The sequence below is a fragment of the Anabaena sp. PCC 7938 genome, from assembly GCF_049315035.1.
GTDB classification, from domain to species: domain Bacteria; phylum Cyanobacteriota; class Cyanobacteriia; order Cyanobacteriales; family Nostocaceae; genus Anabaena; species Anabaena cylindrica.
On the sequence record NZ_CP186034.1, the window covers coordinates 3,202,680 to 3,220,148 of the forward strand.

The 17,469-nt window shown below is 39.4% G+C and carries 5 protein-coding genes and 1 pseudogene; 3 read left to right on the plus strand and 3 right to left on the minus strand.

What is annotated here, in order from left to right:
* Positions 1–20: 20 nt before the first annotated feature.
* The 3 genes from tkt (at position 21) to ACOWPH_RS14890 (ending at position 10,254) form a co-directional block, all read left to right on the plus strand.
* Positions 21–2,033 carry a transketolase gene (gene tkt / locus ACOWPH_RS14880; RefSeq protein ID WP_015216155.1) on the plus strand — a complete coding sequence of 671 codons (2,013 nt, stop codon included), beginning with the start codon at positions 21–23 and terminating at the stop codon, positions 2,031–2,033.
* 606 nt (positions 2,034–2,639) lie between these two features.
* Complete coding sequence (locus tag ACOWPH_RS14885; protein ID WP_250855143.1) at positions 2,640–6,428, plus strand: response regulator; 3,789 nt, start codon at positions 2,640–2,642, stop codon at positions 6,426–6,428.
* A gap of 616 nt (positions 6,429–7,044) precedes the next feature.
* The gene (locus tag ACOWPH_RS14890; protein WP_015216157.1) at positions 7,045–10,254 is read left to right on the plus strand and encodes a response regulator; all 3,210 of its coding nucleotides are present in this window, start codon (positions 7,045–7,047) and stop codon (positions 10,252–10,254) included.
* 63 nt (positions 10,255–10,317) lie between these two features.
* On the opposite strand, the gene ACOWPH_RS14895 is transcribed toward ACOWPH_RS14890, so the two are convergent.
* The 3 genes and pseudogenes from ACOWPH_RS14895 to ACOWPH_RS14905 form a co-directional block, all read right to left on the minus strand.
* A complete protein-coding gene (locus tag ACOWPH_RS14895) occupies positions 10,318–11,427 on the minus strand; it encodes a hybrid sensor histidine kinase/response regulator (RefSeq protein WP_042466110.1) in 1,110 nt (369 codons plus the stop codon).
* A 295-nt stretch (positions 11,428–11,722) separates the two neighbouring features.
* Positions 11,723–13,441: pseudogene (locus ACOWPH_RS14900) on the minus strand (response regulator); the annotation flags it as partial.
* Entirely contained in the window at positions 13,392–17,252 is a 3,861-nt protein-coding gene (locus ACOWPH_RS14905; protein WP_422665588.1) for a PAS domain S-box protein, read from the minus strand. The gene ACOWPH_RS14905 and the pseudogene ACOWPH_RS14900, both read right to left, overlap by 50 nt.
* Between the last annotated feature and the right edge of the window lie 217 nt (positions 17,253–17,469).

A 17,469-nucleotide genomic window follows, 5' to 3' on the forward strand; every position in this document is an offset into this window, starting at 1 on the left:
GTCGTTAAAAACAAGAGATTATGGCTGTTGCAACCCAATCCCTCGAAGAAATTTGTATTAACTCAATCCGCTTTTTGGCTGTAGATGCCATAGAAAAATCCAAATCGGGACACCCAGGACTACCAATGGGCGCAGCTCCCATGGCATTTGTCCTTTGGGATCGCTTTATGCGGTATAACCCCAAAAATCCCAAATGGTTCAACCGCGATCGCTTTGTCTTGTCTGCCGGTCACGGCTGTATGTTACAGTATGCCATGCTGTACCTAACAGGTTACGATAGCGTTACCATCGAAGACATCAAACAATTCCGTCAATGGGGTTCTAGAACTCCTGGACACCCAGAAAACTTTGAAACAGCAGGTGTGGAAGTTACCACAGGCCCCTTGGGTCAAGGAATCGCCAATGCAGTTGGTTTAGCCATGGCAGAAGCACACCTAGCAGCTAAATTCAACAAACCTGATGCCAAAATCGTAGACCACTACACCTATGTAATTCTAGGTGATGGTTGCAACATGGAAGGTATTTCCGGTGAAGCTGCTTCTTTAGCAGGTCACTATGGATTAGGTAAACTTATCGCTCTGTACGACGACAACCACATCTCCATTGATGGTTCTACAGATGTAGCATTCACCGAAGATGTTTCCAAACGTTTTGAAGCTTACGGTTGGCACGTCCTACACGTAGAAGATGGCAACACCGATTTAGCCGCCATCTCCAAAGCCGTCGAAGCAGCAAAAGCTGTCACCGACAAACCCACCATGATCAAGGTGACAACCACCATAGGTTATGGCGCTCCCAACAAGCAAAATACCGCTGGTATTCACGGTGCTGCCCTCGGTGGAGATGAAACAGCACTGACTCGTAAAAACTTAGGTTGGGAACACGAGCCTTTTGTCATCCCCCAAGATGCCCTCAACCACACCCGCAAAGCAGTAGAACGTGGTGCAGCTTACGAATCCGAATGGAACAAAACCTTTACTGACTACCAAGCCAAATACCCCGCAGAATCAGCGGAATTTGAGCGTTTTGTTAGCGGTAAACTCCCAGACGGTTGGAATAAAGTACTACCCACCTACACCCCCGCAGATTCAGCACTACCCACCCGTAAACACTCAGAAAACTGCCTCAACAAACTAGCAGCAGTTTTACCTGAATTAATTGGTGGTTCAGCTGACTTAACTCACTCCAACCTCACCGAACTCAAAGGTTTTGGTGACTTCCAGAAAGGGCAATACCAAAACCGTAACATCCACTTTGGTGTCCGGGAACACGCTATGGGCGCAATCTGTAACGGTATGGCGCTCCACGCTTCGGGATTAATTCCCTACGGTGCTACATTCCTGATTTTTACAGACTATATGCGTGCTGCCATTCGCTTGGCTGCTCTTTCCCAAGCTGGCTCAATTTGGGTAATGACTCACGATTCAATCGGTCAAGGTGAAGATGGCCCCACTCACCAACCTATTGAAACTCTAGCTTCCTTGCGAGCTATTCCTGATTTAACAGTGATTCGTCCAGCTGATGGTAACGAATGTTCTGGAGCTTATACAGTCGCAGTTGAGAAGTCTAAAGCACAAGCTTCTACTCTGTTAGCATTTACCCGTCAAAATGTTCCTAACTTAGCAGGTACATCCATTGAAGGTGTGAAAAAAGGTGCATACACAGTTGTAGATTCCCAAGGTACACCCGATCTGATCCTCATCGGTACAGGTTCAGAGTTGAGCCTCTGCGTCACCGCAGCGGAGAAACTAACAGCGGAAGGGAAAAAAGTCCGTGTTGTTTCCATGCCTTCAACTAATTTATTCGATGCTCAGGATGCTGCTTATAAAGAATCCGTTCTACCTAAAGCAGTCACCAAGCGTCTATCTGTAGAAGCTGCTAGCAGTTTTGGTTGGCACAAGTATATTGGCACTGATGGTGATACCGTCAGTATTGATACCTTTGGTGCTTCTGCTCCTGGTGGTACTTGTATGGAGAAGTTTGGTTTCACTGTTGATAATGTATTAGCTAAAGCTAAGGCTTTGTTGGGTTAATTAGCAATAAATAGTTTAGTTATTTTTTGGGGTGGGCAGAATAGCTCACCCTTTTTTTTGACCGGGAATTTTAGATTTTAGATTAAAAAAATTTGGTACAAGCCCCGTCCTTCAGGATGGAAAAATACTCGCTGCGCTGCTTACGCTTCGCTAACGTAAATCCCAAATCCAAAATCGTAAACTGAAAATTAATTTTTGGGTTTATTTAATACCAACCTATTATTGTCTAACACTTATATTTTTTGGTATAAAATAAATTTAATATACTGTTGATACTATTGCCTAATAGACAAGTTTAGACTTATCTAATAGAAGAGAGTGATAATATCTGCATTTCATTATGGTTATTTGAGGGTTCATTTCTCTATGTTGGATTTTTTTAATTACTTCTTTTGGATGCCAGCATTTATACCACATGGACACTGTTACTTGTGGAATACTGATTTAGTGTCTCTACACGTTATTGCCGATATGCTAATTGCATTAGCATATTACTCAATTCCAATCGGGCTAGTGTATTTCATTAATAAACGTCCAGATGTCCCATTCAGGTCTATATTTGCCTTATTTGGAGCTTTTATTATTTCCTGTGGTACAACCCACTTAATGGCAATATGGACACTTTGGTATCCAGATTATTGGCTATCGGGTACTATCAAAGCTATTACAGCCCTGATTTCCTGCTATGCAGCTATAGAACTGATACCGTTGATACCTCAAGCTATAGCTTTACCTAGTCCTAGAGAATTGGAGAGAATTAACCAGGAATTACACGATGAAATTAGAGAACGCCAACAAACAGAAACAAAATTACGGACGACAACATCACGATTAACAGCATTAATTGAAAACTTACAAGCCGGTGTTTTAGTTGAAGACGAATCAAACAAAATTATTCTGATTAATCAAGAATTTTGTCAAATGTTTGATATTCAAATTGCACCACAAAGTTTAATTGGGGTAAGTTTTAACGAATGTTCAAAGACAAGAAAAGAATTATTTGCAGATCCAGAAGTTTTTGTAGAACAATCATCAAAAATAGTAGCAGAGAAATCTGCTGTAATTGATGAATTTATTATGTCGGATAATCGCATATTTGAGCGTTGTTATATACCTATTTTTGTGGATGAAAATTATTGTGGGCATCTATGGAAATATTATGATATTACTGAACGACGGAATGTAGAATTAGAATTAAAACAAAGTGAAGCATTTCTGCGAAAACTATATGATATAGCATCTCATCAATTAGACTTTGAGGAAAGAATTAAAAGTGTTTTAAGTCTGGGCTGTCAAACATTGGGAATGGAATTTGGTAGTGTTGGCCATATAGATGAAAATCAATATTTTCACCTTTTACAAGCTCAATGCCCAGATAATTCGCTGCAACCAGGCGATATTTTTGATGTACGACAGATGTTGTGTAACTTAGTCATAGATAGAGAAGAACCTGTAACTATTATTCATACTGGTGCTTCTGAATGGTGCCAACATCCGGGTTATCAAATGTTCCATATGGAAGCTTATATTGGGATTAGAGTCATGATCCGAGATAAGTTGTATGGCGCTCTCAGTTTCTCTAGTCTCAGCCCCCGACTAAAGCAGTTTACGTTAGCAGACAAAAAACTATTAATGCTGATGGCTCAATGGTTAGGTAGTGAAATCGCTCGTAAACTAGCAGAAACAGCACTACAACAACAATTTAATCGAACTTTATTGCTAAAACGAATTACAGAAGAAATTCGCCAAAGTTTAAATACACAAGAAATTTTTCAAACTACAGCTAATCAAATTAGTCAGGCTTTTAACGTAAATCGCTGTTTGATTCACACTTATATTGCTACACCTGTACCTAAAATTTCTGTTGTTGCTGAACATTTAGATATAGGTTATGAATCTTTACTGAATTTAGAAATTTTCATTGCAGGTAATCTTCATGCAGAGTTGATGATTGTACAAGACAAAGCGATCGCATCTCTTCTCCTATCGGAAACAGCACCTGAACAAGATACTCCGCCTTATCGTAGCCAGTGTATAGGTATCGGCTCTGACTATGTCTATACTGAACCGCTTCTATTCAGGACGGCTGAAGCAATGTATAGCCAAATGGGGGTGAAATCAATATTATCAATTCGCACATCCTATCAAGGAGAAGCAAATGGAGCAATTAGCTTACATCAGTGCGATCGCATCCGTAGTTGGACAGCAGACGAAATCGAACTACTAGAAGCAGTCGCACCACAAGTGGGAATTGCGATCGCCCAAGCAAACCTTCTAGAACAAGAAAAACAACAGCGTCAACAACTTACCATCAAAAACTCTGACTTAGAACAAGCAAAACGCCAAGCAGAAAGCGCCAACAGAGCCAAAAGCCAATTTTTAGCCATGATGAGTCATGAAATTCGTACTCCCATGAATGCAGTCATCGGCATGACAGGTTTGTTACTCGACACCAACCTCGACTCACAACAGCAAGACTTGATCACCACTATTCGCAGCAGTGGTGATGCCCTACTATCAATAATTAATGATATTCTTGACTTCTCAAAAATAGAATCTAACCAGCTAAATTTAGAAGCACAACCCTTTAGTCTACGTAATTGTTTAGAAGAATCTTTAGATTTATTAGCTTCCCAAGCAGCCACTAAAAAAATAGAGTTAATTTATTTACTAACTCCCCAGACACCAAACACCATCATCGGCGATATCACCCGTCTGCGACAAATTTTTGTGAATTTATTGAGCAATGCTGTCAAATTTACCAACATCGGAGAAGTCATTGTCACAGCCACAGCCAAAGCATTAGCAATAGTCACAACAGCGCCAACTTTCCCACTTTATGAAATCGAATTTGCCATTAAAGATACAGGTATTGGTATTCCCCCAGAAAAAATAGATCGATTATTTCAACCTTTTAGCCAAGTTGATTCGTCCATGACTCGCAAATATGGTGGCACAGGACTAGGCTTAGTTATTAGCCAACGACTCAGCGAAATGATGGGGGGAAGAATGTGGGTAGAAAGCCAAATAGACAATGGTTCTACTTTCTATTTCACCATCACAGTCCCAGCAGATCCTCTCACGGAATCAATCAACTTAAACAAGTCATCCAATCAACTCAACAGCAAACGGCTACTAATTCTCAGCAACCATGTAGCTCATCGGCAATTTCTGACTATGCAAGCCGAATCTTGGGAAATGGTAGTAAATGCAGTTAAATCTCCTGCTGAAGTTTTTTCATGTCTACGTCAAGGAGAACAGTTTGATATTGCCATCTTAGATATGCAATTTTCGGAAATAGATAGTTTAGCATTAGCAAAAAAAATCCGTCAGCATCCAAATTACCAGACACTACCTTTACTAATATTAAAAGATCTCAACCAGCCAGAAATCAAACATCGAGTTAACCCGATAGCAGGAATAGCTTTTTTAAATAAACCTCTCAAGCAATCTCAACTTTATAATAGTTTGCTCAATCTTACTCGTCAGCAACCAATTAGATTTAGCAGTTCAGACAGCAATGTTGGGCAAACATATCCTGATCTAAGTGATCTAGCAATGCGAATTTTAGTAGCGGAAGACCATCCCGTGAATCTAAAAATGATCATCCTCATTTTGTCCAAGCTGGGCTTAAGAGCAGATGTAGCAGGTAATGGCTTAGAAGTATTATCTGCCTTACAGCGTCAATCCTATGACGTTATTCTCATGGATGTACAAATGCCACAAATGGATGGATTAGAAACCACTCAACAAATCCGAATGTGGCATTGGGAAGAACAACCACGAATTATCGCCATGACTGCAAATGCAATGCAGGGAGATAAAGAAGTTTGTCTTGAGGCTGGCATGGATGAGTATATCAGTAAACCAATTCGATTAGAAGATCTGGTCAGAGTACTAACTCAATGTCAACTAGTCTCTCAAAAAAATACTTCAGTATCATACACATTTGCTAACAGTTACTATCAAGAAAAAAAACCAGTCACAACCTTATCTTCACTCAACTATACCTCTGCTATCGATCTTCGCATTTTTCAGTCATTACGGGATATGGCTGGTGAAGATGCTAATATATTCATGTCAGAGTTGATTAATATATATATAGAAGAATCTGCTAATTCATTGGTAGATTTAAATATAGCTATTGAACAACTCAATACTACTGCTCTTAAACAAATAGCCCATAAATTTAAATCTAGTAGCGCTTCTGTTGGAGCTATCAATTTAGCCAATTTTTGCAAAAACATGGAAACGCTTGATCCAAATGAAAATATTGATAAATATCGAGTTCTCTTAGAGCAGATGGAAACTGAATATGAGAGAGTAAAGTTAGCTTTGCAAATAAAATCAAAATCTACTGATACTGTTAGAATTCAGAAGTCCCAAGAATTGTAAAATCAGCAATTAACAGACTCGATATTTTTACAAAAATATCAAGTATGATCCTTAAAGTCTTATTGCTTCTGCATTCTCTATACCAATCCTATATGATATTGCACCAAATAAATTTGGCTCTACCAATACCTTGTCCAAATCAAAAAAAATCATTGATTTGTAGGTTGGATTGAGGGACGTTCACGTAGTGTGCCGGAGGCATAACTCAACAAATGCGTCTGGTTGCGCTGTCGCTTAACCCAACCTAAAAAAATGGACAAGGTATTGCTCTAAGTTACTTGTTATGCTCAATTACCACTCGATAAGAGGGAACTCTTAATAGGGAAATGGGGAAAGAGGCAATATTTTGCCTTATTTCTTATACAAATTAATGTTTCTGGGATTTTTTGCCTAGACTTTGCATATTAGGTACTGAATAACCATAAATTTTGGAGCGATGTATTTTAGAAAGCTTCCATAATAGCAAATCCAGCATATTTATAGCTACGTCATCTCAGCATCAAACAACAGTATTAATTATTTAAATTAAACCCTTTTATAAAGTTAAAATGCAGAATATAATTGTTGTTGACGCTTCTGAAAATTGAAGATCAATAAGTAAACGGTAATAAATAATATGAACACTTTACATAAAATAAATAAGTTAAAAATAGTTAATTTTTTCAGCAATCATAAATTTTTGCCTCTATTAATGGGAAGTTTAGTATTAATTATAGTAACTATACTCTGGTACAGGTTATCAATCGCAGAAGAAATTCACATTAAACATTTAATTCAACAACAAGCTATTTCTATCAAAATTGAGTTAACCAACGAACTTAATCACCGAATTATGGAACTCCAGCGCATGGGGAAACGTTGGGGAAAGAGTGGTGGTAATCCTTACACAGCGTGGGAGGCAGATGCAAAAAACTCTATGGAAGATTTTGCAGGTTATCAAGCGATCGCATGGGTGGATAAATCATATCAAATCCGCTGGATTGTTCCTAAATTAGAAAATAAATCAGATAAAAATTTTGATTTAAAACAAGAATTAAAAAGCAAAACAATCCTAGAAATCGCACCAAATGATGGACAAATAAAGGTTGTAGATATAGTTAAAATGAGCCAAAATGGCAAAGAATTTTTAGTATATATCCCCTTGTTTATAGAAAATAAATTTGATGGATTTATCTTGGGGATTTTTCAAAATAAACCATTATTGGATGCAATTTTAAAGCTACCCAATAATTATCAAATTGAGATTTTTGATGGTCAAAAATTGCTTTACAGTCATGGTGGAAGAATTAAAAGATCTCCTTGGCAACAAAATATTCAAGTTGACTCTTATAGCCTTAATTGGCAAATGATAATTTCACCTAATCCAGAATTATTAAAAAACTTACGCTCACCCCTACCCGTCTTCGTATTGTGGGCTGGAATCATTGTGGGTGTGGAAATGATCTTCTTAACCTATTTTGCCCAATCTACCCTCAAAAATCAAATCGAAACAACCTTAAAAGTGCGAACTAAATCTGTTGATAAAGCAGAAGCAGACCTCAAAGAAAAAAACGAAAGTGTACAAGCACAAGAAGTACTCAAACAACAATTACAACGCACATTGCTGCTCAAAAAAATCACTGCTGAAATCCGTCAAAGTCTCAATGTTAAAGAAATTTTTGAGACATCAGCTACCGAAATTGGGCAAGCTTTTAAAGCAGATCGCTGTTTGATTCATTCTTATATTAATAACCCCATCCCTCGCATTCCCTTAGTCGCGGAGTATGTTATTCCTAATTACTCGTCAATGCTAGAGATGGAGATCCCTTTGGAAGGTAATTCCCATGTTGTGAACATAATTGCACAGGATCAAGCGATCGCTTCCAGCAATGTGTACACTGATCCCTTACTCCAGACAACAGCACCTCTTTGCCAAGCAATTGGACTTAAGTCCATGTTAGCAATTCGTACCTCCTATCAAGGCCAACTCAATGGAGTCATTGGCTTACACCAATGCAGTTATTTTCGTCAATGGACTCCAGAAGAAATTGAATTACTAGAAGCCGTTGCAGCTCAATTGGGTATTGCTTTAGCACAAGCTCATCTGCTAGAACAAGAAACCCGTCAACGGGAAGAACTAACTTTAAAAAACTCTGCTCTAGAACAGGCCAAACACGCAGCAGAAGCAGCTAACCGCGCAAAAAGTGATTTTTTGGCCATGATGAGTCACGAAATCCGTACCCCTATGAATGCTGTAATTGGCATGACAGGAGTACTGTTAGATACTAATTTAACCGTTCAACAGCAAGACTTTGTAGAAACAATTCGTAATAGTGGAGAATCTTTGCTCACCATTATCAATGATATTCTCGATTTCTCCAAAATCGAATCGGGCAAGCTGGAACTAGAAGAACAATCTTTTGAGTTAAGAAATTGTGTGGAACGAGTACTTGATACCTTAGCCCCAAAAGCAGCAGAAAAAGACATAGAACTGGCTTACTTGATCAATTCTCAAGTTCCTGCCAAGATTATTGGCGATCTCACTCGTGTGCGTCAGATATTAATGAATCTTGTCAGTAATGCCATTAAATTCACAAAAAAAGGAGAAGTCATACTTTCTGTACACGCAAAACCAATTGCAAACACAGTCGCAGAATCTCACCCAAGCCCCAAAACTTACGAAATTTTATTTGCCATCAAAGACACAGGTATTGGTATTCCAGCAAATAAAATGAACCTTTTATTTCAACCTTTTTCCCAAGCAGATTCTTCTACCACCCGAAAATATGGTGGCACAGGATTAGGCTTAGTCATTAGCAAGCGATTAAGTGAAATGATGGGCGGTACTCTTTGGGTTGAAAGTCAAGGATCTATTGGTGGTAATCCTAGCTCTCGTTGGCAAGATGAATTTTTAATTTCATGTTTGCCGTTTGATCAAGGTTCAACATTTTCTTTTACTATTACTGTCCCAGAAGATATTAATTCCAATTTAGATTCAGAGGAATTATCAACTGATTCAGCGCAATTAACTGGTAAACGACTGTTGATTGTAGACGACAATCCTGCTCACTGCCAAATTCTGAGCTTGCAAGCAAGGTCTTGGAATATGCAAATTTATGCCGTTACATCAGCACAGCAAGCCTTAGAACAAATTCGCCAAGGTGTTGAGTTTGATATTGCTATTTTAGATTTAAATATGCCGGAGATGGATGGAGTCACCTTAGCACAAGAAATCCGCAAGCAATCAAACTGTAAAACTATACCTCTGGTAATTCTTACTTCCTTAACTAAAGCAGAAATTAGTCAAGAATACAGCGATATTAAGATTGCAGCTTACCTGACTAAACCTGTCAAACAGTCTCAACTTTATGATGCACTTGCTCATGTTTTTGGTAATCAACCTATTAAAGCTATTATCTCCCCAACTCAAATCCCAGAAATTGATTTTCATTTGGCCGAAAAACTACCATTACGGATTCTTTTGGCAGAGGATACAGTCGTTAATCAGAAAGTAGCTTTACTGATGCTCAAAAAAATTGGTTATCGGGCAGATGTCGCAGCTAATGGTTTGGAAGTACTCACAGCTTTGCAGCGTCAGTCTTATGATGTGGTATTGATGGATGTACAAATGCCAGAAATGGATGGACTGGAAACAACCCAAATCATTTGTCAGGGTTGGGAAGCAAGTCAACGTCCTTATATTATTGCCATGACGGCTAATGCCATGCAAGGCGATCGCGAAATCTGTCTAGCTGCTGGTATGGATGACTATATTAGCAAACCAGTTCAGATCGTAGATTTATTTCACGCATTGAGCAGATATGGAAAACAGAAGATCGGCGGCTAATAAGAGTAGGGGCTGTTGACTTCGGCTTGAAAATATGATACCATTCTTTCCGATAAGGAAGAACTATCTACGGATAGTATGCTGTAAAATTTGTTGATTTTCATCAATTTCAATCGTAAAAATTGCCCCCGCAGGTTGATTGCTTTCCACCTTGATGTTCCCCCCATGAGCCTCTACCGTCATTTTGCAGAAAGCAAGACCTAAACCAATTTGAGATGCTGCTTTATTAAAAGTGCCAATTTCATATTTCTCGAAAATTACTTCACGTAATTCCTCTTTCACACCTGGGCCTGAATCGAAAACTTGGATTTTGGCTTTTCCTGGTGCTGGATAGTCAGCGTGTACGATGATTTCACTGTGGGGGTGGGTAAATTTAATTGCATTAGAAAGTAAATTATCAAGCACTCGGCGGAATAAATTCGCATCCAAGCTAATACTTCCTCCAGGTTGGGGTAAATCGCTAATCAGTTTAATATTCTTTTGAATTACAGATGGTTCAATATCAGTAATAGCTGCGACACAAAGTTCATATAGATCAACATCTGTGCGTTGCAAAATTAATTTTCCAGAATCTAATTTTGCCAACAGCAATAAACTATCAATCATTGATCTTAATTGTTGTGCAGCGGCAATGATTTGACTGCTTTTTTGAAACTGACGTTCGGGAGGTAAGTGAGAAATTCGCAACATTTCAGCAGCGAGAATAATCGAGGTGAGGGGATTCCGCAAATCATGAACAATCATATTAGAAAGATCTTCCCGCAAATGCAGAGTTTCTTGGAGAGCATCATATTGTTGTTTGATGCGTAACATTGATCTCACCCGCGATCGCAGTTCCATCCCATTCACAGGTTTACTAATGAAGTCGTCAGCACCTACAGCCATACATTGGGACAAATCTTCTTTAGCTGTAAGTGCTGTCACCATAATCACTGGAATATGCTTCCATTGAGAATTAGATTTAAACTTTTCACAGAATTGGATACCATTCATTTGTGGCATCATCACATCTAGTAAAATCACATCAGGCTGAAAAAAAGCCATGAGATCCAAAGCTTGCTGTCCATTAGCAACATAGCTTAATGCGTAACCTTCATTATCTAATAATGCGTCAATAACATCAAAGTTATCAGGCTCATCGTCAATAACTAAAATCTTTGGTAGTGGTTTCATAGCTAATATCATAATCAAGTCCAGCTAATTTACATATCAATCTAAAAACGTTTTTAAAATCTTTGTCATCCTATGCCAACTTAACTTGGCATTAAAAATTGTCATTATGACAAGGTAGGGGTCAGAAGGGAAGAGGTTTGTAGGCAAATTTATTTTTTGTTACATACTACTCTCCGAGAAACCACCACGCGTCCACGGTCTTTTTAGGTCGTTCTAATTAATCTGTTTCAAAGATCATTTAAAATTCCTACTTGTATATAATAAATACTTAGACGAAGATTATATCAGTTATCAATCACCTAAGATCCGTTTTGTAACTTAACAAAACTTGAATTTTTTCTACTAAAAGTTTCAACTTGACTGGTTTTGTCAAGTAGTCATTCGCTCCTGATGCGATGCATAGTTCTTGATCTCCCGGCATAGCTAAAGCTGTCAAAGCAATAATGGGAGTATTTATGAACAACGGATCGGCACGAATAAGACTCATGGCAGTCAATCCATCCATACCTGGCATTTGGATATCCATAAGAATTAGATCGGGATGTTGCATTTTAGTGAGAGTAACGGTTTCCTCACCATTTTTGGATATAATCAGGCGATATCCTTTAGCACCCAGATAGTTAGAGATGGTGGCGATATTGGCTTCATTGTCTTCTGCTAAGAGAATCAGGGGAGGGGAAGTTGGTTCTCTGGAAGTAGTAGTTGGGGCAATAATCAGAGTTTGATTAGAGACATCATTGGGATTTTGGAGTTTTTGTAAAGTATTGCGGAATTGTTCTCGGCTAATAGGTTTAACTAAGTATTCCGTAGCACCTAAAGATATTGCATACGATCGCTCATCAACTACCGAAATTACCAATACAGGTATATTCTGTGTTTGCAGGTTAGCTCTCAGTTGTTGTAATACTTCCCATCCAGAAAGATTCGGTAACAAAATATCCAAAATTATCAGCACTGGATGGATGCGGATTGCTTCATCAATGGCCCCTTCACCTTTAGTATAAATAGTAGTTTGCATATTTAATTCATTCAAGTATCGCGCAACTTGTTCTGCTGCAACCATTGAGTCTTCAATGATTAGTACCTGTGAATTTGGGGTTTGAGTATTGGTTAAAAGTTGATGATTTCCAGAAAATAGACTTTTTTCGCCATCCTCCAATTTCTCTATACAGGGGATACGAACTGTAAAACAGCTACCCTCACCTAGCTCACTAATGACTATTATTTGACCATTATGTAGGTCTACCAGTCGATGTACTAGAGCTAAACCCAATCCTGTACCATTGTGCTGACGATTCAAACTACTGTCGATCTGCACAAAAGGTTTGAACAGTTTACCCAATTCTTCTTTAGCAATACCAATTCCTGTATCAATAACTGAAAAGCAAATCCATTGATTTGGGGGTTGGGGACTGGGGACTGGGGACTGGGAAGTATAGAAAGGTAAATTTTCTCCCCCATCTCCCTGCTGCCTGCCCCCTGCCCCCTGCTCCCTGCCTTCCTCCTGATGCACGATGAGTTTGACACTTCCACCATCAGGAGTGAATTTAACTGCATTGTTGAGTAAATTAATTAGCACCTGACGAAGACGGCGTTCATCTACAATTAAGTCAGGTAGATTTGGAGATAATTCTACGGAGATTTGAATATTTTTTTTCAGCGCTTGTTGTTTGACAAATGTCAAACTAGAATTACAGAGATAACTAATGGCAACTGATGTCGGTTGTAACTCTAGTTTACCGGCTTCAACTTTTGATAAATCAAGAATATCGTTAATCAAGTCTAATAGGTGTTTACCGCTGCGTTCGATGGTTTGGATGGATTGTTGTTGGCGATCGCTCACAGCCCCAAAAACTCCCTCTAATAACCCTTCTGACATCCCTAAAATGGCGTTGAGAGGGGTACGCAGTTCGTGACTCATATTCGCTAAAAACTCGTCCTTGAGGCGAGTTGCACGGGCCAATTCAGCATTGGTTTGGCGCAGTTCTGCCTCCATCTGCTTGCGTTCTGTCATTTCTAAAGCTGCACCCGATAATTTGTTTAGGTATATTTTCGGGATCGCGGCTAAATACAGTATCGTGGCTAACAAACCAGTGCCAGTTGCCTTGGCGATCGCGCATTCGGTATTCTATTTCCAAGATATCTTCATCTTTAGCTGTGGCAAAGCGAGCATGATAATCAGCGATTTTGGAGATATCATCGGGATGGATCGTTTGTAAAAATAACTCTGAACCCATGCTTTGAATTTCTGCGGGAGAGTAGCCTAGTAATTGAGCAATTTCTCTGTTAACGTAAACATTGCGTTTTTCCCGCAAATCGTAGATGTAGAGGATATCTGGACTGGCTTCAGTGATACGTTGAATTAAATACTGGCTTTCTTTTAAAGCAATTTCAGTTGTTTTGCGGTCGGTGATATCTAAAGCTGCACAGGTAACACCTTCGATCACACCATTGCGATCGCGCAGTGGATCAATTGTTAAAACGTAGCACAGAAAATTGTCTTCTGTACCAATAACTATTTCATCTCTGATGCCAAGACCTGTTTCTATGACCTTACGTTTCCAGGCTTCTAATTTTTGAGCATCTTTAGGAAGGAATAGATCAGTATCAAATTTACCAATTACCTGTTCAGGAGTGAAACCCAATGCTGGGTTATAAATCCAGGTGTAACGCAGGTCAAGGTCTTGGTTAAATACTACAATTGGCGAATTATTTAAAGCAATGCGAAAGCGTTCTTCACCGTAGCGGAGAGCTTCTTCTGCGGTGCGTCGGCTGGTAATATCATCATAAGTTCCCAGAATACCAATAATATTGCCATCAGTATCCCGCAGTGGTACTTTATTGGTTTCTATCCACATCAAAGAACCATCCGGTTTATGGAAAGTTTCTTGGATGTGCATTTGTGGTTTACCAGTTCTCATCACCAGGCGATCGCACTCTAAATAATAATCAATTTCTTCACAAGTTGCAGACATATCATAAGGATCTTGCCCGATAATTTCTTCCGGGGATTGACCAACATCCTCAGCAAAGTTACGATTACAACCTCTCACCACTGATTGTCTATCTTTCCAAAAAACCCGCTGAGGAACAGTATCTAGCACTAATTGCAACATTTTTTGTGATTCTCTTAAAGCCTTGGTGCGTCTCTCAACCCTAGCTTCTAGTTCTTCATTGAGTTGTCGTAATTCTTCTTCTGCTTTCTTGCGTTTGGTAATATCTTCAGCAAAACCACCAATCCGGTATACCAATCCAGCATCATTTTCGATAGGAAAAGCGCGATCGCGTATCCAGCTTACTGTACCATCCGGTTTAATAATGCGGTATTCTTCGTCATACTCCCCTAATATAGCTTTAAGAAAAAAAGCGGTTTTCACCCGTTCTTGATCCTCTTCGTGAATAGCATTCAGCCAGCTATAAGGTTGCTGGTAAAGGCTTTCACAGGTGCGACCCCAAATTTTTTCATATTGTCGACTGGCAAAAATGGGTCCAGAACCTTCTTTGTTATTCATCCAAATCACTTGCGGCAAGTTTTCGGCAATTTGGCGAAAGAGTTCCTCACTATTCCTGAGAGCAATTTCTGATTGCTGGCGTTCCCTGAGTGCAGCTTGCCGTTCGCTAATATCCACAAATGTGACTACTACTCGTTGTAAATTACCATTGCTATCAAATTCTGGAAAAGCATTAACTAATAACCAAATCTGCGTTTTACTCTGGGGTCGATTCACCCCCAGCACATAGTTTTCTAAAGGTTGAAGTGCAGCAATAACCTGATTTATCGGGTATTCTGAAACCGGCATCACTGTTTCATCTTCTCTCAAAAGATGCCAAGTCGGATCTAAGGCAGTTTTACCCTGCATTTGGTCAGAAGTTAGTTCTAATAATTCGCCAGCTTTAGCATTAGCAGTCAGAATACTACCATCTACTGCATGAACAACCAAACCCAGCGGCAGATTTTCAATCAAAAGTCGGTATTTAGTTTCACTTTGACGCAGTAATTCTTCAGTTTTTTTCAAATCGGTGATGTCTGACATCGACATTAAGAAGGCATTCTGACCTTCCCAAGTAATTGCCGCAGCTTGCATATTGACGGTACGCTGTTGTCCAAATAGTCGCAGTAGTTCAATTTCTTCTACTCGATGAGTGTCATAATCATAAGGAATTGCAAAGGGCCAACCAAAGAGTTCCTCTCTTTCTCTGCCAAACATCTTGGCCGCAGCCGGGTTGACAAATAAAATATTACCTTGATTATCTACGGTGACAAAACCACTACCACTGGTTTCTACGATGGTTCGTAAGCGTTTTTCACTATCTTTTAAACGCTGATATAGTTCCGCTTGCTGGATAGCAATTGCTAAGTGATTAGAAAGTTGTTTGAGTAATTCTGTTTCTTTTGGTTGCCATATGCGGGGGGCATCGTTTTGACAAGCCAGCATAAAACCCCAAAGTTCTTCCCCAACAACAATAGGAACCAAAATCTTGGCTCTGATTTGCAGACTCTGCAATAATTCCCGATGACAGGGAGTTATATCTACCTGAAGAATGTCATTAACAACCTGAATCCTACCATTGATATACTGTTCGACCCAATCGAATGTAAAGCAAGGATCGCTTACCTGTTGTCCTAGTAGAGATGGCCATCCTGCTTGCACATCTTCGGCAATGATGATGCCGTCACCATGATACTGAATTTTATAGATGGAAACGCGATCGCAATTCAAGAATTTTCTCACCTCAATAGCGATCGTGTTTAAAGTTTCTGGCAAGTTTAATGACAGCCTAATTCCGCTGGTAATTTCATTTAATAGCCGTTCCCGTTCTGCCTGTATCTGCAACTCTGCTATGCGGTTTTGTACCTCTTGTTCTAGTTCCGCATTACGCACCTGCAATAATTCTAGTTTTTCTCTTTCTAACCGCGATACCTCTTGTTTGAGGTTATCTACCATATTATAAATATCAAGGGGGTTCAAGGCTTGCAGCAATGTCGTTTGGGTGACAATACCCAACATTTCTCCCTGCTCACCGATAATCACAACCCGATTGATTCGCCTTTCCTGCATTAGTATTGATACTCTCCAAAGTGTATCATTTGGAGATATACAAAAAACAGGATGACTCATCACTGTTTGCGCCTGAATTGCCTCCAATTCGAGATCTAAAGCCTGAAACTGGACAATATCACGCTCAGTGACAATACCTATGGGCATCAGTAGATAATTATTCTCTTCTACAATTATCACTGAACTCACATTTTGCCTAGCCATTAACTTAGTGATTTCCAGCACCGAAGTTTCTGGGGAAGCTTGGACAATGCGAATACTCATCACTTCAGACACCCGACGCAACCGCAACAAATCTACAGGATGCAACAGTTGACGCAAACTTTCATGGGTGAGTATTCCTATTAACTCTCCACTATGATCTTCTATAACCGGCAGATGACGAATCCGGTGACGTTGAAATAAGTTAAGAACAACAAAAATATCCGTGAACTCAGATTTACGGATGGTGATCACACTGCGAGTCATGACATCACCAATCACCACCCCTGCAATTTGTCTCCCTTCAGCACTCAGTCTGACTACATCTCGCTCTGTGAAAATTCCCACTAATTGGTTATTTTCCATTACCAAAACACAACTAGCACGGGAATCAGTCAAAGGGGAACTGTTGTCAACACCACACTCTGTCAATGCACAACTTCCCCTAGCGCTACTCATTAGAGCGATTGCGTCCGTTGCTAGTATATCCGAACTAACAATCAAAGGCGAATCAGCAATAGCCTGTTCTAGATTATTTGGTTCTATCAGAGAGGTGGACAACATTTTTATATAATGTTCTTTTAAATACTCATCATATCTATTGGGACTGATAATTGCTAATTGATATTTGATAATTGCTAAAAAGGGCTAATATTTACCAATACTAGATAAATAAATTAGGGTTGAAAAACGGTATGGGGTGCGTGCAATAATAGTCTTGTCTCTCCTACACCCTACACCCTATATCCTGTCTCCACCAAAAACTTTTGGATTTACTATA

Bases quoted from the DNA above. Each gene is read 5' to 3' on its own strand.
- ACOWPH_RS14905 (WP_422665588.1), bottom strand. From the start codon at position 17,252: ATGTTGTCCACCTCTCTGATAGAACCAAATAATCTAGAACAGGCTATT.
- ACOWPH_RS14885 (WP_250855143.1), top strand. From the start codon at position 2,640: ATGGCAATATGGACACTTTGGTATCCAGATTATTGGCTATCGGGTACT.
- ACOWPH_RS14895 (WP_042466110.1), bottom strand. From the start codon at position 11,427: ATGAAACCACTACCAAAGATTTTAGTTATTGACGATGAGCCTGATAAC.
- ACOWPH_RS14890 (WP_015216157.1), top strand. From the start codon at position 7,045: ATGAACACTTTACATAAAATAAATAAGTTAAAAATAGTTAATTTTTTC.
- tkt (WP_015216155.1), top strand. From the start codon at position 21: ATGGCTGTTGCAACCCAATCCCTCGAAGAAATTTGTATTAACTCAATC.